The 19,298-nt window shown below is 51.7% G+C and carries 21 protein-coding genes; 16 read left to right on the top strand and 5 right to left on the bottom strand.

What is annotated here, in order from left to right; translation table 11 throughout:
• Positions 1-19: 19 nt before the first annotated feature.
• Positions 20-787 (top strand): SDR family oxidoreductase, encoded by a 768-nt coding sequence (locus PUT07_RS23815; RefSeq protein WP_274471112.1) that lies wholly within the window; start codon positions 20-22, stop codon positions 785-787.
• A gap of 33 nt (positions 788-820) precedes the next feature.
• Positions 821-2,233: an NADP-dependent phosphogluconate dehydrogenase gene (gndA, locus tag PUT07_RS23820; protein ID WP_274471113.1), complete on the top strand. Its 1,413-nt coding sequence runs from the start codon at positions 821-823 to the stop codon at positions 2,231-2,233.
• Between the two features lie 12 nt (positions 2,234-2,245).
• Here gndA and PUT07_RS23825 read toward each other — a convergent pair whose 3' ends face one another.
• Positions 2,246-2,545: a hypothetical protein gene (locus PUT07_RS23825; RefSeq protein ID WP_274471114.1), complete on the bottom strand. Its 300-nt coding sequence runs from the start codon at positions 2,543-2,545 to the stop codon at positions 2,246-2,248.
• Between the two features lie 171 nt (positions 2,546-2,716).
• Here PUT07_RS23825 and PUT07_RS23830 point away from each other — a divergent pair, with 171 nt between their 5' ends.
• On the top strand, positions 2,717-3,223 hold the full coding sequence (locus PUT07_RS23830) for a shikimate kinase (protein ID WP_274471115.1): 507 nt from the start codon (positions 2,717-2,719) through the stop codon (positions 3,221-3,223).
• Positions 3,224-3,244: 21 nt separating this feature from the next.
• Here the strand turns inward: PUT07_RS23830 and PUT07_RS23835 are convergent, their stop codons facing one another.
• A complete protein-coding gene (locus tag PUT07_RS23835) occupies positions 3,245-3,535 on the bottom strand; it encodes a rhodanese-like domain-containing protein (RefSeq protein WP_274471116.1) in 291 nt (96 codons plus the stop codon).
• Between the two features lie 53 nt (positions 3,536-3,588).
• Between PUT07_RS23835 and crcB (PUT07_RS23840) the strand changes: the two genes are divergently transcribed.
• The 5 genes from crcB (PUT07_RS23840) to PUT07_RS23860 are packed head-to-tail and all read left to right on the top strand — an operon-like array spanning position 3,589 to position 6,999.
• Positions 3,589-4,026 (top strand): fluoride efflux transporter CrcB, encoded by a 438-nt coding sequence (gene crcB / locus PUT07_RS23840; protein ID WP_274471117.1) that lies wholly within the window; start codon positions 3,589-3,591, stop codon positions 4,024-4,026.
• Positions 4,023-4,382, top strand: a complete 360-nt coding sequence (crcB, locus tag PUT07_RS23845) for a fluoride efflux transporter CrcB (RefSeq protein ID WP_274471118.1) — start codon at positions 4,023-4,025, stop codon at positions 4,380-4,382. The genes crcB (PUT07_RS23840) and crcB (PUT07_RS23845) overlap by 4 nt, the downstream gene beginning before the upstream one ends.
• 26 nt (positions 4,383-4,408) lie before the next feature.
• Complete coding sequence (aroA, locus tag PUT07_RS23850) at positions 4,409-5,704, top strand: 3-phosphoshikimate 1-carboxyvinyltransferase (RefSeq protein ID WP_274471119.1); 1,296 nt, start codon at positions 4,409-4,411, stop codon at positions 5,702-5,704.
• Between the two features lie 39 nt (positions 5,705-5,743).
• Positions 5,744-6,562, top strand: a complete 819-nt coding sequence (locus tag PUT07_RS23855) for a C39 family peptidase (protein WP_274471121.1) — start codon at positions 5,744-5,746, stop codon at positions 6,560-6,562.
• Positions 6,563-6,573: 11 nt separating this feature from the next.
• A complete protein-coding gene (locus PUT07_RS23860; protein WP_274471122.1) occupies positions 6,574-6,999 on the top strand; it encodes a CoA-binding protein in 426 nt (141 codons plus the stop codon).
• 85 nt (positions 7,000-7,084) lie between these two features.
• Here the strand turns inward: PUT07_RS23860 and PUT07_RS23865 are convergent, their stop codons facing one another.
• Positions 7,085-7,651 carry an FAD-dependent oxidoreductase gene (locus tag PUT07_RS23865; protein WP_274471124.1) on the bottom strand — a complete coding sequence of 189 codons (567 nt, stop codon included), beginning with the start codon at positions 7,649-7,651 and terminating at the stop codon, positions 7,085-7,087.
• 183 nt (positions 7,652-7,834) lie between these two features.
• Here PUT07_RS23865 and PUT07_RS23870 point away from each other — a divergent pair, with 183 nt between their 5' ends.
• From PUT07_RS23870 to PUT07_RS23900, 7 genes are all read left to right on the top strand, one after another.
• Entirely contained in the window at positions 7,835-8,542 is a 708-nt protein-coding gene (locus PUT07_RS23870; protein WP_274471125.1) for a hypothetical protein, read from the top strand.
• A gap of 121 nt (positions 8,543-8,663) precedes the next feature.
• On the top strand, positions 8,664-10,553 hold the full coding sequence (locus PUT07_RS23875) for a glucose PTS transporter subunit IIA (protein ID WP_274471126.1): 1,890 nt from the start codon (positions 8,664-8,666) through the stop codon (positions 10,551-10,553).
• Entirely contained in the window at positions 10,550-12,298 is a 1,749-nt protein-coding gene (gene ptsP / locus PUT07_RS23880; protein ID WP_274471127.1) for a phosphoenolpyruvate--protein phosphotransferase, read from the top strand. The genes PUT07_RS23875 and ptsP overlap by 4 nt, the downstream gene beginning before the upstream one ends.
• A gap of 1 nt (position 12,299) precedes the next feature.
• A complete protein-coding gene (locus PUT07_RS23885; protein ID WP_274471128.1) occupies positions 12,300-12,842 on the top strand; it encodes a type 1 glutamine amidotransferase domain-containing protein in 543 nt (180 codons plus the stop codon).
• Between the two features lie 124 nt (positions 12,843-12,966).
• Entirely contained in the window at positions 12,967-13,374 is a 408-nt protein-coding gene (locus tag PUT07_RS23890) for a hypothetical protein (RefSeq protein ID WP_274471129.1), read from the top strand.
• Between the two features lie 180 nt (positions 13,375-13,554).
• On the top strand, positions 13,555-14,556 hold the full coding sequence (ccpA, locus tag PUT07_RS23895) for a catabolite control protein A (protein ID WP_274471131.1): 1,002 nt from the start codon (positions 13,555-13,557) through the stop codon (positions 14,554-14,556).
• Positions 14,557-14,648: 92 nt separating this feature from the next.
• Positions 14,649-15,350, top strand: a complete 702-nt coding sequence (locus tag PUT07_RS23900) for a 5'-methylthioadenosine/adenosylhomocysteine nucleosidase (protein WP_274471132.1) — start codon at positions 14,649-14,651, stop codon at positions 15,348-15,350.
• Positions 15,351-15,416: 66 nt separating this feature from the next.
• Here PUT07_RS23900 and PUT07_RS23905 read toward each other — a convergent pair whose 3' ends face one another.
• Both PUT07_RS23905 and PUT07_RS23910 read right to left on the bottom strand, forming a co-directional pair.
• Positions 15,417-16,604: an acetoin utilization protein AcuC gene (locus tag PUT07_RS23905; protein WP_274471133.1), complete on the bottom strand. Its 1,188-nt coding sequence runs from the start codon at positions 16,602-16,604 to the stop codon at positions 15,417-15,419.
• A 69-nt stretch (positions 16,605-16,673) separates the two neighbouring features.
• Positions 16,674-17,312 (bottom strand): GNAT family N-acetyltransferase, encoded by a 639-nt coding sequence (locus PUT07_RS23910; RefSeq protein WP_274471134.1) that lies wholly within the window; start codon positions 17,310-17,312, stop codon positions 16,674-16,676.
• A 221-nt stretch (positions 17,313-17,533) separates the two neighbouring features.
• Between PUT07_RS23910 and acsA the strand changes: the two genes are divergently transcribed.
• Positions 17,534-19,258 carry an acetate--CoA ligase gene (acsA, locus tag PUT07_RS23915; protein WP_274471136.1) on the top strand — a complete coding sequence of 575 codons (1,725 nt, stop codon included), beginning with the start codon at positions 17,534-17,536 and terminating at the stop codon, positions 19,256-19,258.
• Positions 19,259-19,298: the final 40 nt, after the last annotated feature.

Consider the following 19,298-nt stretch of genomic DNA (forward strand, 5'->3'; position numbering starts at 1 on the left):
CAGAGGGGATGAAGAGACAATGAATTTATTCGATCTTACGGGGAAAACAGCAGTAATTATCGGCGGTAACAGCACACTGGGCGGCTCCATGGCGATTGCTCTCGCAGGTCACGGAGCGAAGGTCGCCATTGTCGGCCGCAATCAGGAGAAAAGCGAACAAGTTCGCCGCGAAATCGAGGCGATTGGCGGCGAAGCGCAAACGTTCCAAGCCGACGCGACCAAACGCGAGGATTTGGAGCTAGTTCTGAAAGACGTGCTTGCTTGGTCTGGCAGCGCAGATATCCTGATGAACTGCCCGGGCAAAAATAGTGCGACTCCTTTCTTTGACATTTCCATGGAAGAATGGGATTCTATTATGGAGGTCAATCTGAAAAGCGTCGTGCTAGCCTGCCAAGTATTCGGGAAGTATATGGTTGAGAGAGGCGAAGGTGGAAGCATTATCAATATTTCGTCCGTTTCGTCCGATCCGCCGCTTTCCCGTGTATTCACTTACTCCGCTTCGAAAGCGGCCGTCAATAACATCACACAGAACTTGGCGCGCGAATTCGCTCCGAGCCGAGTGCGTGTGAATGCGATCATCCCTGGATTTTTCCCGGCTGAGCAGAATCGTAAGATTTTGTCGCCTGAACGGATCGAGTCCATTATGCGTCATACGCCAATGAACCGGTTCGGTGAGGCATCCGAGCTTCAGGGGGCTGCTGTATTCCTTGCTTCGGAACAAGCATCCAGCTTTGTAACAGGTTCCGTTTTAAGAGTGGATGGCGGTTTCGGCGCGATGACGATTTAAATTATATATTAATCGGAAGGGTGTATGAGAGACGTGTCTAAACAACAAATTGGTGTAGTCGGACTTGCGGTTATGGGGAAAAACTTGGCATTGAACATCGAGAGCAGGGGTTTCACTGTATCCGTATTTAACCGTTCAGCCGAAAAAACAAAAGAGCTTCTGCAAGAAGCCCCAGGCAAAAATCTAGTAGGTACATACAGTGTGGAAGAATTCGTACAATCGCTTGAAGTTCCGCGCAAAATTTTGATCATGGTCAAAGCGGGCGGTCCAACGGACGATACGATCAACCAATTGCTGCCGTACCTTGAAAAAGGCGACATTCTGATCGACGGAGGCAACGCATACTTCCCTGATACGCAGCGCCGTAACAAAGAGCTGGAAGCTCACGGCATCCGCTTCGTAGGCACAGGCGTATCCGGCGGCGAAGAAGGCGCGCTGAAAGGCCCTTCGATTATGCCAGGCGGCCAAGAATCCGCTTATAAACTTGTGGAGCCGATCCTGACGGCGATCTCCGCCAAAGTCGGCGACGATGCATGCTGCACCTACATCGGACCGGACGGTGCCGGCCACTACGTCAAAATGGTGCACAACGGCATCGAGTACGGCGACATGCAGTTGATTTGCGAAGCTTACCAATTGCTGAAAGACGTTCTGAACGTCAGTACAGAAGAGCTTCATGAGATTTTCACCGAGTGGAATAACGGCGAGCTTGACAGCTACCTGATCGAGATTACGCGCGATATTTTCACGAAGTATGATGCAGAAACAGGCAAACCGATGGTTGACGTTATTCTGGATTCCGCCGGCCAAAAGGGCACAGGAAAATGGACCAGCCAAAGCGCTCTGGACCTCGGCGTACCGCTTTCCATCATTACGGAATCCGTATTCTCCCGTTTCATCTCCGCGATGAAGGAAGAACGCGTAGCGGCAAGCAAAGTGCTCAAAGGACCTGCTGCTCCAGCCTATACAGGCGATCGCAAAGCATTCATTGAAGCTGTTCGCCAAGCGCTGTATGCAAGCAAAATTTGCTCCTACGCACAAGGCTTCGCACAAATGAGAGCTGCATCTGACGAATACCAATGGGATCTGAAATACGGCAACATCGCGATGATCTTCCGCGGCGGCTGCATTATTCGTGCAAGATTCCTGCAAAATATTAAGGATGCGTATGACAGCAATCCGGGACTTAAAAACCTGCTGCTAGATTCTTACTTCCAGAACGTTGTTGAAAACTATCAACAATCCTGGAGACAAGTCGTATCCGAAGCTGTTACACGCGGTATTGCAGTGCCAGCCTTCGCATCCGCGCTTGCCTACTACGACAGCTACCGTACGGAAAGATTGCCGGCTAACCTGCTGCAAGCGCAGCGCGATTATTTCGGCGCTCACACGTTCCAACGTGTGGACAAAGAAGGTTCCTTCCACTTCAACTGGATGGAAAACTAAGCGGACAGGGGCTTATGCCTCTTCCTGCAAACCGTATGCCGCTTCGCGCAGCCACATTTTCAGACGGTCGGCTTCCTGATCGAAGCCGCCCCGCCAATGGATGAGCATAAGCGAGACTTCGGCAAAATAACGGAAATTTTTCAACAATCGTGGTTGAGCAAGGCCCTGCATGCGCGGGTCTTCTTCAGCCACTTTTTTCTTAATAAACTCCAGAATCCATACAACGTCCTCTTTGCACAGGATATAACTAGGGTGTAAGATTTGCTCCAGCTTGCCCTGTGTGCGGTTGGAATAGGCAACAGTTGGGTTCAAAGCTTCATCTCTCCTTGTCGGCATAGGTTCTCTCTTAGAATCTTAACTGTTTGAGTTGGAATTTATTCACACTACTATATGATTTTTTGGCTGATTGTATTCATGGTGTAGCAGCTATGGTATGATGTTGGGAAAGTTTGTATGAACAGCATATGAGAAAAGGGGATTAAAGTGACAACAAGCAATCTTATACTTGTAGGCTTCATGGGAACGGGCAAGTCGACGGTCGGGAAGAAGCTCGCCGAGCGTTTGGGCTGGACCTTCTTGGATTCGGATGCCGTGCTTGAAGAAGAGCAGCGGACGAGCATCGCGGAGTTGTTCCGATTGCATGGGGAGGCGCATTTCCGGACTTTGGAGACGGAGACGCTGGAACGGGTGCTTCTGCAGACCGGACAGGTCGTTGCGACCGGCGGCGGGGCTGTGCTGGCGGAAGCGAACCGGAGCTGCATGCTGCGATGCGGCTACGTCGTTGCGCTGAAAGCAACGCCCGAGGCGATCATTCATCGCGTAAGCAGCGATACGAGCCGCCCGCTTTTGCAAGGCGATCTGGAAGAACGCGTTCACACGCTGCTTGAACAGCGGAAATCAGCTTATGATTTTGCGCATGCCGTCATCGACACGTCCGACTTGACTGCGGAAGAGATTGTGGAGCGGATCATGAAGGAAGCGGGTCTATAAGGGAGGGGACAAGCTTTAAGCTTAGTCCTCCCAATCGAGCATCCCGCCGGTCATGTTCTTGAGACCTGTGTAGCCCTGCGCCTCCAGGAAGCTTAGCGCACGTCCGCTGCGGTTGCCGCTGCGGCAAACCATGATGACTTCGCCTTCCTGCGGAATCTCGCTCATTCGCTCCGGCAATTGGCCAAGCGGGATATGAATGGCGCCCGGGATCATGCCGGCTGCGACTTCTTCATCTTCGCGAACGTCGATGATCGTCAGTTTCTCGCCGCTGCTTAGTCTTTCTTTGACGACGGATGGTAATATCGTATTCACGTGCAGACCTCCTAGTATGTAATAAACTGAGGGTAGAAGCCCCATTACCAATCATGATAGAAACATTAAGTCCGGATGTCAAACACGGCACGAAACAGGAGTTGGATTCAATGCTTTATATCGGCATAGCCGGGATATTCGGCGCGCTCGCCCGATTCGGAATATCGCTTATATGGAATCCGGTATCACCGGCGCTCTTTCCGTGGGGGACGCTGATCTGCAATCTGGCCGGTTGTTTCCTGCTCGGCTACTTGGCCTATACCAAGGGGTCCCTGCTGCCCGTGAAGCTGCAATTGCCGGTTACAACAGGGTTTATCGGGTCATTCACAACATTCTCAACGTTCAGTTATGAGACGATTGCCATGGTGAAGCACGGCTATTGGCTGCTAGCGTTCTTGTATGTGTTCGTGAGCCTATGGGCAGGCCTCGGTCTGACTTGGCTTGGCGTCCGGCTTGCCGAGGGGAATGGGAAGGGAGCTATGTCCTCATGACAGCTTGGTTAGGCCCCATGTGTCTCGTCGGTTTGGGAGGCTTCTTCGGAGCGGTCAGCCGTTACGGGATCGGCAGTTATATGTCCAAACGGTTCCCAAGTTCTATTCCGTATGGTACACTGACTATAAATCTTTTGGGTTGTTTTCTGCTAGGAATACTTATGAAATATCATGCTTTCGATAACTGGAAGCTGCTCATCGGCACAGGCTTCATGGGCGCATTCACGACATTCTCGACGTTCAATCTGGAATGTGTGAAGCAGCTGCGCGCAGGGCAATGGCAAGCCTATCTCATCTATACCATGCTTAGTTACACCGGTGGAATTCTACTATGCTTCATCGGTTATTACATATAAACATTTGTGAAGGAGATATTAACCACATGAAAGCCATCGTGCAACCAACCTCCCGCCTACAAGGAGAAATCAACGCGCTATCCTCCAAAAACTACACAACCCGCTACTTGCTGATCGGGGCGCTTGCGAATGGGACAAGCACCATTTATTATCCCGCACACAGTGAAGATAGCGACGCTATGAGACGCTGCGTACGCGATCTGGGAGCCATTATCGAAGAGGACGATGAGAAAATTGTCATTACCGGATTCGGGAAACATCCGAAGCACGTTTCCGAATTAAACGTTGGCAATGCCGGCGCTGTCCTTCGCTTCTTGATGTCCACAGCCGCTTTCCTGCCGGAAGTCACCTTCGTCAATACGTATCCGGAGTCGCTGGGCAAGCGTCCGCATGACGATTTAATCGAAACTTTGGGACAAATGGGTGTCGAGGTACAACATTCTAACGGCCGTTTGCCGATAACTATTAAAGGCGGACAACCTCGCGGCGGCAAACTGACCGTATCGGGCAACGTGAGCTCCCAATTCTTGAGCTCCTTGTTATTCATGACGCCGCTGCTGGAAGAAGATACGGAGATTCAAGTATTGCACGATTTGAAATCCAAAATTATTGTAGGCCAGACGCTGGAAGTGTTGGAGCAAGCGGGCATCGTCGTGCATGCCAGCGAAGATTTGATGCATTACCGCATTCCAGGCGGCCAATCGTACCAAGCCAAGGAGTACGTTATCCAAGGGGATTACCCGGGCTCTGCGGCGATTCTTGCGGCTGCGGCTGTTACGAACTCCGATGTTCGCGTACTCCGCCTGGAAGAGAACAGCAAGCAGGGCGAGAAGGCCTGCGTGGATGTTCTGCGCGCGATGGGAGTTAATTTGACTCACGATAACGGTGTCGTTCACGTCAAAGGCAATCAGAAGCTGGTTGCCGGCGAATTCGACGGCGACCACTTCACGGACGCTGTGCTTGCCATGGTAGCGGCTGCCGTATTCGCGGAAGGAACTTCGCGCTTCTATAATGTCGAGAATTTACGCTACAAGGAATGCGACCGAATCACAGATTATTTGAACGAGCTGCGGAAAGCCGGCGCTGATGTGGAAGAGCGGCAAAGTGAAATCATTGTTCACGGCAAACCGAATGGTGTACCGGGCGGTGTCGAGATCAATGCGCACTTCGATCATCGTGTCATTATGGCTTTAACCGTCGTCGGTCTTCGCTCCGAGAAAGGTTTGACGATTCGCGATGCGCATCACGTCGCCAAATCTTACCCGCAGTATTTCGACCATTTGCGTTCGATCGGTGCCCAGGTTGAGCTTGTAGCGGAGTAGAACGGATCCAATACAACGATAACGAACGGGTGAGTCAGCATGAGGATTATTTGGCAGGGTTTAAAGGTGACGTTTGGATTATTCCTCGTTGCCGGTCTGGTGTTCGCAAGCTCCGTGTTCGCTGTATTGCTGTATGCCAAAGCGAGCGGCAAAGAGCCGGCTTTGTTCGCGGCACGCAGCAAGACTGTGTTGGCCCAGGAGGCGGAACCGGTACCAACAGCGGTGGTGGCTACGCCACAACCGACGATCCAGACAAAAAAATCGGCAATGATTGATGCACCCGTTTTTGCTCAGCTGCCCGAACTGCCGGCAGGCTGTGAAATTACGAGCTTAACGATGCTCTTGCATTATTACGGCATTGCCAAAACCAAGATGGAGCTTGTTGCCGAGATGCCTAAGGACACGACGCCGATCAAGCTGAATAGCGACGGGTCACCTGCCTTCTGGGGCAATCCGAACACGGGATTCGTCGGCGATGTGACGCGGAAGCTGAGGGGCTTCGGAATCTATCATGCGGGGTTATTTCCACTGCTGAAGTCCTATATTCCCGAAGCGATCGACATTACCGGTGAGGATTTCGAGCTGTTCGAACAACAAATTGCCAGGGGATTGCCTGTCATCGTTTGGACAACAATCGATTATAATATCCCTTATAAATGGGTTACATGGGATACCCCGATCGGTCCGATCCAAACGACCTATGCGGAGCATGCGGTATTAATGGTCGGATATGATGAGAATCATGTATACTTAAATGATCCGTTAAGCGGGAAAAAGCAAGTTCAGGTAAACAAAGCTCAGTTTATCGACAGCTGGTCCGCCATGGGGAAGCAAGGCCTCACATACTTGAACAAATAGGAGGTACGTCCATGACTTTTGAGAATCCGTCAAGAGAACACATCAAGGAACTATTGGCGAATGCAGGCAATATTGCCGTCGTAGGTTTGTCCGATAAGCCGGACCGCACGTCGTATATGGTGGCCGCCGCTATGCAGAGCCGAGGCTATCGAATTATTCCCGTCAATCCGAATGCGACGGAGATTCTGGGCGAGAAATGCTACGCCTCGTTATCGGATATTCCTGAACCTGTCGATATCGTCAATGTATTCCGGCGTGCAGACCAAGTGGTTCCTATCGCAGAGGAAGCCGTCAAAATTAAAGCGAAGGTGTTCTGGCTGCAATTGGATATCGTGAATGAAGAAGCAGGCCTCATCGCCAGCGAGGCAGGCTTGGAAGTCATCATGGATCGCTGCATCAAAGTGGAAGACGCCATCCTTAACCCTCGGAACAACTAAGTAACGGCATCGCAAAAAACCGCTATTCCCTTGCCTTCACGGCTGGAGAATAGCGGTTTTTTTAATGAGGAAAGTGCGGATCGCGTTAAGCCTTCAATACGTCGTGATCGACATAACGCGCGCCATTCAACTCGCTGATCACATTAATGGCCACCTTGGCGCCGTCTCCGGCTGTGACAATGGTATGCATGGAAACCCCGGCAATCGTGCCCGCAGCCCATACGCCTTTAAGGCTTGTGTTGCCCTGTGCATCGGCATCGACGACGGTTTTGATGCGCGGCTCCGTGCCGGGTTTGGTTTGAATGCCCGAAGCCTCCGCCAAATCTGCGGATAAACCTGTTGCAAGGATGACATACTTACCTTCATATGTACCATTTTCCGCCGTCACTTGGAAACCGTCTCCGGCCTGGTCCAGCTTCGTAGCTTTGTCTTGAACGAATTCAGCGCCGAACTTTGTTGCTTGTTTCTTGCCGGTTTCGACCAAATCAGGACCGGTAATACCTTCCACGCCATAGTGGTTCTCTATCCATGCCCGCTTCGTAACGCTATGGTCACTGTCGATGACCAGCGTCTTTTTCCCTGCTTTGGCCGTGAATAAAGCCGCGCTTGCTCCTGCAGGACCTGCTCCGATAATAATGATATCATATGCCATTTCGGTGTTCCTCCTAGTAAGAGTATGGGTACCAGAAAATTATGGCATAACGGCTGTACTTAGTCAACTTATGTGTATAGAAAGTATGTTAAAGAAAAAATAATAAATTACGTTCAAGCGGAGAGAATAAAAGAGGCTCCAAAAGAAGCCCAACATAGAAAAACTTTGAAGGAGGATTTACACATGTATAACAGCTTCAACAACAATTACGGCGCATCTAACTTTAACAGCACTCCGAACACACAGACATCGCAATACCAAGCTCAGAAACAATTCCAACCATCAAGCTATGTACACAATCAGCCAAATCCAGCACAAAGCACGCAAAGCTTCAATCAAAGCTTCAATCAAGGAATGGCTTCGACAGAGTCCTATCATACTGCGAACTATCGCGGAAATCAGCCGGGACATGATGCATACTTGCGCAGCGACTCGACGACTCCGTCCGCATATCAACCATCCAGCTTCCAAAATGCTTACTCTACTTATAATAGCGGAAGAAGCAATCAATTCGCATCCACCCAATACCAACCAATCAGCTACACAGCTATGAATCAACAGCCTTTCTCCACAAGCCAATACAGCAGCTCCTCGGCGCAATCGTTCAATCAACAGCCTTTCGGACAAACGGCGGTTTCTCCAAATGCGTACCATACGGCTAACTACCGCGGCAATCAACCGGGACATGACGCTTATCTGCGCAGCGATTCCACAACGACTTCTCAACAATCGTTCCAGCCTAGCTATGCTTCCCAGCAAAGCGCGCAAGGAATGAGCAGCTACCAGCCGCAGCAAAGCTTCTATCAACAAAACGCTCAAGCTTCGAACCAAGGGTTCGGCAGCATGGGCATGGGTATGGGCCAGCAGTTCGGATATTCTTCTTCCCACTAATCCAAGCTCAATTAGCCGCTTAAATAAGCAGGTCGATCCTCGACCTGCTTATTTTGTTTTGACAAACCGGCGAACAAGCTATACGATTTGATAAGAGAAACTTTTAGGAGGTAGCATACGTTTGAACTGGATGGGGAACTTACAACAGCTCGGCCGCTCCTTGATGCTGCCCACCATTGCATTACCAATAGCTGCTGTGCTGCTTCGTCTAGGGGACCTGCCTTGGGATGCGATTCACGCATCCGGCTTTGGGGATATGCTGCTGTTAGCCGGGAATACGGTCTTTGACTATATACCCATCATCTTCGCTGTCGGTGTGGCACTGGGGCTTACGGAGAGTGCCGGTATCGCCGGACTGTCTGCCATGCTGGGCTATTTCATGTTCACACGGCTCATCGAGCATGCTTTGGGCGCACAGTTCCAACTCGGCGTACCCGGCGGAATATTAATCGGTTTGCTCGCTGCGATTATTTATCATCGATGCAAAGAGATCAAGCTGCCGGAATATATCCAATTTTTCGGTGGTCCGCGAATGGTGCCGCTCATCATGGGACTTTGTACGCTGGTCGTGTCCTATATCATGATCGGTATTGGCCCGTACTTGGAAGTAGCGATGGGCAAGCTGTCGAATTGGCTGCTCGGGATGGGCGGCTTCGGCACATTCGTATACGGCATCGCCCATCGGTTGCTTGTGCCGTCGGGCTTGCATCATATCTTAAATAACTTTTTCTGGTTCCAAGTTGGGGCCTACGAAACCTCCAAAGGCCATATGGTTTACGGTGATCTGCCGCGCTACTTCGCCGGTGATCCCACAGCAGGCATGTATATGGCCGGCTTGTATCCGATCATGATGTTCGCGCTGCCCGCCATCGCTTTTGCCATTATCGGCGAAGCTCGGGAAGATTTGAAGCCGAAGATAAGAGCCACCTTTCTGACCGCGGCATTGGCCTCGTTCTTGACAGGGGTAACGGAGCCTATAGAATTCGCCTTTCTGTTCGTCGCTCCTTATTTATTCATCATTCACGCCATCCTATCCGGTGCGGCCATGTGGCTGGCTTACGAACTGCATATCCAGCATGGCTTCTCGTATTCGGCTGGCGCTATCGATTATGTCATCAACTTGCATTTATCACATAACGGCCTGCTGCTCATTCCGATTGGACTTGTGTACGGCCTCGTGTACTATTTCATGTTCCGCTGGGCGATCAGGCGGTTCCGAATTCCTACGCCTGGGCGGGAAGAAGGCTCATCCCTTGAGGAGTGGGCCGGCGATATCCCGTACCGCTCGCCTTTGATTCTGCAAGCGCTTGGCGGGAAAGACAATATTAAGAAGATCGAAGCCTGCATTACCCGATTGCGACTTACGCTTGTTAATGATCGTTTGATAGACATCACGGCATTACGACACTTAGGAGCTGCAGGCGTCATCCGTCTTGGAGGAGGCAATGTTCAGGTCGTGTTCGGAACATTCTCAGAGCTGATACGCGAAGAAATTATGAAAGTACTGCGCAAAGATATCCATGTCGTACTGTTCCAATCGCCTATGCAGGGCCGTATGATCCCGATCGAGGAAGTGCCTGACCGGATTTTTGCATCCCGCCTGGTAGGGAACGGCGTGGCTTTTATCCCTGAGAAAGGGGAGCTGCTCTCCCCGGTTGCAGGTACGATCATGCACATCTATCCGACGATGCATGCGCTTGGTATTTTGATGGACGAGGGCTTGGAAGTCTTGCTGCATATCGGTATCGATACGTCGAGCTTGCCCGGCAAATGCTTTAATGCGGTGGTGAAAGAAGGCGACCGCGTCGAGCCCGGGCAGCTGCTCGTGAAATTTAACTATAATAAAGTGAAAAAGTTTGCTTCTTCTATGGCGACACCTATGATTATTACAAATCCGGATCTTGTTAAGTCTTGGAGCTTCGCTCCGTTCAAAGCAGTGAAAAAAGGCCAAGGTTCTGTGATGTCCGTCGTCTTAAAGCCTACTAAATCTTCGGGGGGGATGAACGGATGATCAGAGGGATAGGTGCGTCTTCAGGCATTGCGATGGGTCAGGCTTTTGTCATACCTACCTGGGAGTGGGATTTCCCTGAGAAAATGATCGATGTGACCGACCTGGCATATGAATTCGAACGCTTGTATGACGGTATCAGATCTTCCAAAGACGAGCTGGAATTGATCAAGCAGGAAATTAAAGAAGTGGTGGGGCAGGATCAAGCCTACATCTTTGATGCCCACCTGGCGATTCTGGAAGATCCGATTTTCATGAATGAAATTCAAGGCATTATCGAGCTTCAGTATAAGGCGGCCGAAGTGGCTGTCAAAGAAGTGATCGATAAGTTTGTCGGCATGTTCAATATGATCGACGATGAGTATATGAAGGAACGGGCGCTGGACATCAAGGATGTTGGCAACCGGCTGCTCAAGCACCTGCTGGGCGATACGAGCTCGACCGTTCCTCCGATCGACCATCCGTACATTCTCGTCGCCAAGGAGCTGACACCTTCGCAGCTGGCCCATCTGGACCCGTCCAAAGTGCTCGGCCTCCTGACGATTCTGGGCGGCACGCATTCCCATGTTTCGATCATGGCGAGAGCGATGTCCGTGCCTTACGTGCTGGGCTTGGAAGGGAAGCTTCTGCGTCCTATTCAGAATGGCGATTTCTTGATTATTGACGGGCAAGAGGGCACACTTTATATTAATCCGGACAAAACGACGATCGAGAGGTATCAAGCACGCAAGAAGAATTGGCTTGAGTTCAAGGAGAGTCTGCAGGAAATCGCAGATGTCGCTCCGGTCACATTGGACAACAGCATCGTAAATTTACATGCGAATATCAATTCGGTCATGGAAATCGATCAGGTCGTGCGCAATGGCGCATCCGGCGTAGGGCTGTTCCGAACCGAATATTTATACATGGATCGAGATTCGCTTCCCGGGGAGGACGAGCAATTCGAGGTGTATCGTCACGCCGCTATGCAGCTTAAGGGCCGCCCGATCGTGATTCGCACCTTGGACATCGGCGGAGATAAGAAGCTGGACTATATGCCGCTGCCCAAAGAGGATAATCCGTTCCTCGGCTACAGGGCGATCCGGATTTCGTTAGACCGGAAAGACCTCTTTCTGACGCAGCTCAAAGCGATTCTGAGGGCCAGCCATTACGGGAATGTGAAAATCATGTATCCGATGGTCAGCTCGCTTGCCGAGGTACGTCAAGCCAAGGCGATGCTGGAGAAGGCCAAAGCCGAATTGAGCGCGCAAGGCATGCCATACAATGCCAACATTGAAGTAGGCTTGACGATTGAAGTGCCTGCGGCGGCGCTCATAGCGGATGTGCTTGCCAGCGAAGTCAACTTCATGAGTATCGGGACCAACGATCTCGTGCAATATGTGCTTGCCGTAGACAGGATGAACGAAACCATCGCGCACTTATATAATCCCTATCATCCAGCTGTCATCCGGCTGCTCAAGCACGTGATCGACGCGGCCAAAGGCGTAGGCATCCCTGTCGGGGTCTGCGGCGAAATGGCGGGAGACGTCCGCGCATTGCCGATCTGGTTGGGACTCGGCATTGAAGAGCTGAGCATTTCCGTCCATACACTTCTCCAAGTGAAGCACCGCTTACTAAGTAGTGATGCGAGACAGTGCAAGCTGCTGCTGAATGAAATCCTTGCTTGCAAAACGAGTGATGAAATCATAGAGCTGCTCACGCAAACGGAACAAACCGAACAAACCGAATCCATTGTAGGAGGTAATTAACATGGAATTGCAAGGCACAAAAGTGTTAGCTTTCGTAGATGAAGAATTTGAAGATTTGGAGATGTGGTACCCGGTGCTGCGCTTGCGCGAAGCGGGAGCTGTCGTCGATATCGTAGGCCCCAAAGCCAAGACGGTATATCATGGCAAATACGGCGTGCCAATTACGACGGACTACGCATTTGACGAAGTGAAGTCATCCGATTATATCGGATTGTATGTGCCGGGCGGGTGGGCGCCCGACAAGCTGCGCCGGTATCCGGATGTGCTGCGCCTGACCAAGGAGTTCCATGAAGCCGTGAAGCCAATTGCACAAATCTGCCATGCCGGCTGGGTGCTGATCTCGGCCAAAATTGTGAACGGCTACACGATGACGTCAACGCCGGGGATTCGCGATGACCTTGAGAATGCAGGCGCAACATGGGTCGATGAAGAAGTTGTGGTCGATCGCAACATCGTTTCCGGACGCCGTCCGCCGGACCTTCCGGCTTTCTCCAAAGTATTCGCAGATGAGCTGATCAAGTTCAATTCCAGACAGGCAAAGTAATCGTACACTTCCAATCGTGGCAAAAACTACTACTCTTCATACGGCAGGAAATCGTTTAAAATCGTAGAATACCTAAGTACAAGTAATACATGTACATGCCGCCTGCCAGTGAAGGAGTGTTAGAATGCAAAAGTATTGTAAGTGCGGACGCACGATGAACCTTCGTCTGCGTACGGTTATTTATCAAAGTAAAGTGGATATTGAGAATGTACCGATTTATTCATGTGAAGCATGCGGGCGGAGTGAGGTTGTTCCTCATGTGAAACCCGAGCTTACCGGACTCATCGGCAAGCTGGGGAGCAAGCCTGAGAAGCAACAGCTGTTCTTCCACGAGTTGTCGGAAGTGGCGTTTCTGCTGCTGAAGGTAACGGAGAAAGAACATATGAACGATTCCATGGAAAAGATTGTAGAAGAGCGTATTAATGAGCTTCTGGACATCTTGCTGTTGGCGCAATCGCTAGGGGACGAGCCATGGGCGGAAGAAATTCGCAAACGGTTGTCCCAAATTACACAGAGCGCAATATCGACATAAGTTACATAGGGCCAATCCGTTTCGGATTGGCTTTTGTACATCCTGCGTACGCTTTTTGAAAACAAATTGAAATTATTTTCAAAGTATTTTCATTTTTCGTTGCAAGATGGATTAATTTGTCGTATCATAACGGTAATATACTAGGCTCGCAGAATACTTTTGAAAATGGAGAGAGTAACCGTGACCGTAACCATTTATGATGTAGCTAGAGAAGCAGGCGTATCCATGGCAACCGTTTCCAGGGTGGTTAACAACAATCCGAACGTCAAGCCGCAAACACGTAAGAAAGTTTTTGAAGCCATTGAAAGGCTCGGTTACCGGCCGAATGCCGTAGCGAGAGGCTTGGCTAGCAAGAAGACGACAACCGTCGGCGTCGTGATTCCCGACATTTCCAACTCTATCTTCGCGGAAGTGGCGCGCGGGATTGAAGATATTGCCAACATGTACCACTACAATATTATTCTAAGCAACGCCGACAAGAAGAAAGAGAAAGAAATCCGCGTGATTAACACGCTGCTGGAGAAGCAAGTCGACGGGCTGCTCTTCATGGGCGGAGTCGTTACGGAAGATCATATCCAAGCATTCCGCACCTCCTCCGTTCCTGTCGTCTTGTGCGGAACGAAGGATGAGAACCATACGATGGCTTCTGTCGACATCGATCATGAGAAAGCTGCATTCGATGCCGTCAACGTGCTGATCGAATCGGGGCACCGCGATATCGCCATGATCTCGGGAACGCTGCAGGATCCGGCGAACGGATTCGCTCGTTACCAGGGCTACAAGAAGGCGCTGGAAGCAGCCGGTATCGAGGTTCGCGACGAATATGTCCGAATCGGCAACTATCGTTACGAGTCCAGCGTGGAAGCCGTGAAATACTTCCTGGAGCTTACGCCTCGTCCGACGGCCATCTTCTCGGCAACCGACGAGATGGCGATCGGCGCTATTCATACGATTCAAGATAACGGCTTGAAAGTGCCGCAGGACATTGCCGTCATCTCCGTAGACAATATCCGCATGGCTTCCATGGTCAGACCGACACTAACGACCGTAGCCCAACCGATGTATGATATCGGAGCGGTGTCGATGCGTTTGCTGACCAAGCTGATGAACAAAGAATCGACGGACAATATGCAAGTGATTTTGCCGCATGAAGTGATCTACCGCAATTCCGTCTCGCAATAAACTGAAGCCTCTAGATGAGCGCATTCCGGGCAGGAATGGCCTTATCTAGAGGTTTTCTCCTGTATATACCTATCGAAATGAGGAATGATAACATGACATGGAAGAAACTGGCACTTATCGGTGCGATGAATGAAGAGATCGAGCTTTTGGTGGCGCATATGTCCGATGTTCGCGAAACGGTTAAGGCCGGAATTACGTTTCGGGAGGGAACGTATTACGGGAAGGAAGTCGTCGTGTGCCGCACGGGCGTCGGTAAGGTGAATGCCGCTGTCACCACCCAAATTCTCGTGGACAAATTCGGCGTTGAAGCGGTGATCTTCACGGGCGTAGCGGGAGCGCTGGCTCCGGAGCTCAATATCGGGGACTTGGTCGTCTCCACGGAATGCATGCAGCATGACATGGATGTGACACCGCTCGGCTTCGCAAGAGGGGTCATTCCTTATGAAGCCAAGTCAGTCTTCGAAGCGAACGGCAAGCTTGTAGAGCTCGCTGCAGCTGCAGGGGAGAAGCTGTTCCCAGGCAAAGTGAAGCAGGGGAAAGTGCTGTCGGGCGATCAATTTATCGCCAACCGCGAGGCGGTTGCCGATCTTCACGAGTCGCTCGGAGGCGTCTGTGTCGAGATGGAAGGAGCTTCGGTTGCGCAGGTTTGTTCCATGAATGACGTTCCTTACGTCGTGCTGCGCTCGATGTCTGACAAGGCCGATGGATCGGCTCATGTGAACTTCGCGGAATTTACGGTGCAAGCCTCGGAGAATTCCTACAAAATGGTGGAAGAAATCGTAAAGCAGCTGTAAGCCCAACAGCCCCAAAAAGCTCAGAAAACGCCTTGATGGCGGGTTCTGAGCTTTTTGGGCGACGGCTTATTTCAAATACATCATGGCAAGCTCTTTGGTCTGCCGGTTCTTCTCTGTAATAATCTGGCGCCTCGGAATAGGCGTCCAGGCATCCGCAGGGTCCAGCCAGGTGTCCGCCAGCTGGACCGGGCTCTTGCTCTGCCAGGCGTCCAGCCACGCCTGGGGCAGCGACAGCTGCGGCTGCGCCGTCAGCTGGGACAACACCGCCTGCTCGCTCATGACGAGCCAGAGCAGGCTCCAAGCGCGCGGTACGACACGCCAGATGTCGTACCCGCCGCCCCCGAGCGCCACCCAGCGCCCTTCGCACCAGGTGTGCGCAAGGGAGTGGATCAGCTCGGGCATAGCCTTGTACACGCGCATGGAGCAGTGCACATGCGCGAGCGGGTCGAACGCATGGGCGTCGCATCCATGCTGCGAGACGATCACGTCCGGCTGGAAGCGGGCGATCGTCTCGGTCAGCACCTCGCCGAAGCATTCCAGCCACGACTCGTCCTCGGTGTAAGGCTCCACCGGGACGTTAATGCTTGTCCCGAACGCATCGCCTTCGCCGCGTTCGTTCACGGCGCCCGTGCCGGGGAACAAATATTTCCCCGTCTCATGAATGGACAGCGTGCATACCTGGGGATCGGCGTAGAAGCTCCACTGTACGCCATCCCCATGATGCACATCCGTATCGACGTACAGCACTTTCGCGCCGTACGTCTCCTTGATATGCGCAATCGCCGCCGAAGCGTCGTTGTAGACGCAGAAGCCGGCGCCCTTGCTCTGCAGGGCGTGGTGCAGCCCGCCGCCGAGATGGAGCGCATGCGGGGCTTGGCCGGACATCACGAGGTCCGCTGCCGTGATGGAGCCCCCCACAATCTTCGCCGTGATGTCGTGCATCCCGGGGAAGAAGGGCGTGTCGTCGGTGTCGAGGCCGAAGCGCGCCGCTTCCTTGATCCAGCGCTCCTCCGGCACGTCTTGGCTAAGCGCTTTCACCGCTTCGATGTAAGCGGGTGCGTGGACCCGCAGCAGCTCGCGCTCCGCAGCCGGGCGAGGCGCTCGAAGCATGCTGTCATCCAGCGCTCCGGCTTTACGCAGCAGATCGACGGTCATGACCAGCCGATCCTGATTAAAAGGGTGCTGTTCATTAAATTTATACTGAATTTCTTCATCGTCATAGATGAAGACAGGACTCGCTGCTTGCTTGTTCATATCCCACATTCCCCCGAATGGGCTAACCCTCTTGCCTTAAGCCCTAGAAATCCTTTCGCCGCAGCGAACTTAGTACATGAAGCGCTGTTGAAACCGAATGCGGTCAAACTGCTCGACGGAAGCTAACGGCACTTGTTTGCCGATTCGCACCATAAGACAATTGGCCGGATGCGAGCAGATTTCCGGATCGTCGGTAGCGAACCAGATCATATCGACGCTTTTCATCAGCTTCTCCATCATTTGACGGTATTCCCAGACCGTGAGCTTGCTGTTCTCCAAGTCCCAGTGCCAGTAATACTCCGTGCTGAAGCAGATGACATTTTCCATTTGCTCCTCTTCAAAGGCGAGACGAATCATTTTCTTCCCCAGTCCCATCGAGCGATAATCATCCGCAACTTCAATCGCTCCGAGCTCGATCAAATCCTGCATGCGGCCTTGCGACCACCGCTCGATTTCATCGGGGTAATGAAAGGTGACATATCCGACGATCGTCGAACCGTCTCTGGCAATGATAATGCGGCCTTCCGGCAGCTCCGCAATTTCCACCAAGGCTTCATGCTGCTCCTTAGGCCTGCGGAAGGCGTCCAATTTGTGGTGCATGGTGAGAGCGCGCAGGCTCTCGGCTGAGACAGGACCTTCGACTATAAGTTCTGGCTGATCGGGAGCTCTCTGCAAGCGAATGGCGTGATAAATTTTGATATGCTGCATAGCCTTAGCTCTCCTTTTGAAAAACAGCATGATGAGTGATTCCTTCTTCGTTCGGTCATAGTCCCTTTATATCAAATTTTATTTGGAAATAAAAGCCGAACTAAACGTAGGCGAAAAAAATTCTGTGTGTTATAATAGAATGTGTCAAAAATCGATCACATTTTGCTCAAATACATCAGTAAAATGAAAGCGGTTTATCACGTGAGGAGGGTTTTACGAACATGGATCAAATGAAAGTTGAACTCGTTGAAGCTGTTGCTGCTAATCCTAACATGAAAAATTACGAAGAAACTCATGCAAACTTCGACTGGAAAGAGATCGAAAAGAACTTTTCGTGGTATGAAACGGGGAAGGTGAACATGGCTTATGAAGCCATCGACCGTCATGCCGAATCCGCTAAGAAGGATAAAATTGCCCTTTACTATAGCGACAATCAAAGAGAAGAAGCGATTACATATGGCGAAATGAAAGCGAAATCAAACCAATTCGGGAATGTGCTGCGCAATCTTGGCATCGGCAAAGGGGAGCGCGTGTTTATTTTCATGCCGCGTACGCCTGAGCTGTACTATGCCTTGTTGGGCACACTCAAAGTGGGCGCGGTCGTCGGTCCGCTGTTCGAAGCCTTCATGGAGACCGCTGTCAAAGACCGCTTGGAAGACAGTGCAGCCGTCGCGATTATTACAACGCCTAGCCTGCTGTCCCGCATTCCGGCGAGTGAGCTTCCGAACCTGAAGCACATTATCGTCGTAGGGGACAATGTGGAGCCTGCCGCAGGGCATGTCGATTACTACCAAGAGATGGAGAAAGCGTCCACCGATTTGGAGATTGAGTGGCTGGACCGCGAAGACGGGCTTATCATTCACTACACTTCGGGTTCCACGGGCAAGCCCAAAGGCGTGTTCCACGTGCAGAACGCGATGCTGCAGCATTACTATACAGGCAAAATCGTACTGGATCTGCAAGAGGACGATATTTATTGGTGTACGGCAGACCCGGGTTGGGTAACGGGTACCTCTTACGGCATCTTCGCCCCGTGGCTGAACGGAGCGACGAATGTCATCCGCGGAGGGCGCTTCAGTCCGCAAGATTGGTACAATACGCTGCAGAAATACAAAGTAACCGTTTGGTACAGCGCACCGACTGCGTTCCGTATGCTGATGGGCGCCGGTGACGATGTGGTTGCCGGTTATGACCTGTCTTCGCTGCGCCATGTGCTCAGCGTAGGCGAGCCGTTGAATCCGGAAGTTGTTCGTTGGGGACTTAAAGTGTACAACCAGCGTATCCATGATACTTGGTGGATGACGGAAACGGGCGGACAGCTGATCTGTAACTATCCTTCCATGACGATCAAACCGGGATCCATGGGCCGTCCGATTCCGGGCGTGGAAGCTGCCATCATCGACGATGCGGGCAATGTGCTGCCTCCGAACCGGATGGGCAACTTGGCCATTAAGACGCCTTGGCCATCCATGATGCGCAAAATTTGGAACAATCCTGCCAAATATGAAGAGTACTTCCGTTTGACCGGCTGGTATGTATCCGGCGACTCGGCTTACATGGACGAAGAAGGCTACTTCTGGTTCCAGGGGCGCGTGGATGACGTCATTAACACCGCAGGCGAGCGGGTCGGCCCTTTCGAGGTGGAGAGCAAGCTGGTCGAGCACCCGGCAGTGGCGGAAGCAGGCGTCATCGGGAAGCCGGATCCGATGCGCGGCGAGATTATCAAAGCATTCATCGCCTTGCGTGAAGGGTTCACGCCATCGGACGAACTGAAGGCCGACATTTCCAAGTTTGTCAAAGAAGGGCTGTCCGCGCATGCGGCGCCGCGCGAAATTGAATTCAAAGACAAGCTGCCCAAAACGCGCAGCGGCAAAATCATGCGCCGCGTGCTTAAGGCTTGGGAGCTCAATTTGCCGACAGGCGATTTATCGACAATTGAAGATTAATGAGAAGAACCTAGCGGTGCGAACACCGCTAGGTTCTTTT

The sequence above is a fragment of the Paenibacillus sp. MAHUQ-63 genome (assembly GCF_028765165.1).
Lineage (GTDB): Bacteria > Bacillota > Bacilli > Paenibacillales > NBRC-103111 > Paenibacillus_E.

What these genes read in the sequence shown, in the direction of transcription:
- PUT07_RS23815 (WP_274471112.1), top strand. Translation starts at nt 20, where the DNA reads ATGAATTTATTCGATCTTACGGGGAAAACAGCAGTAATTATCGGCGGT.
- crcB (WP_274471117.1), top strand. Translation starts at nt 3,589, where the DNA reads ATGATAGAAACATTAAGTCCGGATGTCAAACACGGCACGAAACAGGAG.
- crcB (WP_274471118.1), top strand. Translation starts at nt 4,023, where the DNA reads ATGACAGCTTGGTTAGGCCCCATGTGTCTCGTCGGTTTGGGAGGCTTC.
- aroA (WP_274471119.1), top strand. Translation starts at nt 4,409, where the DNA reads ATGAAAGCCATCGTGCAACCAACCTCCCGCCTACAAGGAGAAATCAAC.
- PUT07_RS23855 (WP_274471121.1), top strand. Translation starts at nt 5,744, where the DNA reads ATGAGGATTATTTGGCAGGGTTTAAAGGTGACGTTTGGATTATTCCTC.
- PUT07_RS23860 (WP_274471122.1), top strand. Translation starts at nt 6,574, where the DNA reads ATGACTTTTGAGAATCCGTCAAGAGAACACATCAAGGAACTATTGGCG.
- PUT07_RS23865 (WP_274471124.1), bottom strand. Translation starts at nt 7,651, where the DNA reads ATGGCATATGATATCATTATTATCGGAGCAGGTCCTGCAGGAGCAAGC.
- PUT07_RS23870 (WP_274471125.1), top strand. Translation starts at nt 7,835, where the DNA reads ATGTATAACAGCTTCAACAACAATTACGGCGCATCTAACTTTAACAGC.
- ptsP (WP_274471127.1), top strand. Translation starts at nt 10,550, where the DNA reads ATGATCAGAGGGATAGGTGCGTCTTCAGGCATTGCGATGGGTCAGGCT.
- PUT07_RS23885 (WP_274471128.1), top strand. Translation starts at nt 12,300, where the DNA reads ATGGAATTGCAAGGCACAAAAGTGTTAGCTTTCGTAGATGAAGAATTT.
- PUT07_RS23890 (WP_274471129.1), top strand. Translation starts at nt 12,967, where the DNA reads ATGCAAAAGTATTGTAAGTGCGGACGCACGATGAACCTTCGTCTGCGT.
- PUT07_RS23900 (WP_274471132.1), top strand. Translation starts at nt 14,649, where the DNA reads ATGACATGGAAGAAACTGGCACTTATCGGTGCGATGAATGAAGAGATC.
- PUT07_RS23905 (WP_274471133.1), bottom strand. Translation starts at nt 16,604, where the DNA reads ATGAACAAGCAAGCAGCGAGTCCTGTCTTCATCTATGACGATGAAGAA.
- PUT07_RS23910 (WP_274471134.1), bottom strand. Translation starts at nt 17,312, where the DNA reads ATGCAGCATATCAAAATTTATCACGCCATTCGCTTGCAGAGAGCTCCC.
- acsA (WP_274471136.1), top strand. Translation starts at nt 17,534, where the DNA reads ATGGATCAAATGAAAGTTGAACTCGTTGAAGCTGTTGCTGCTAATCCT.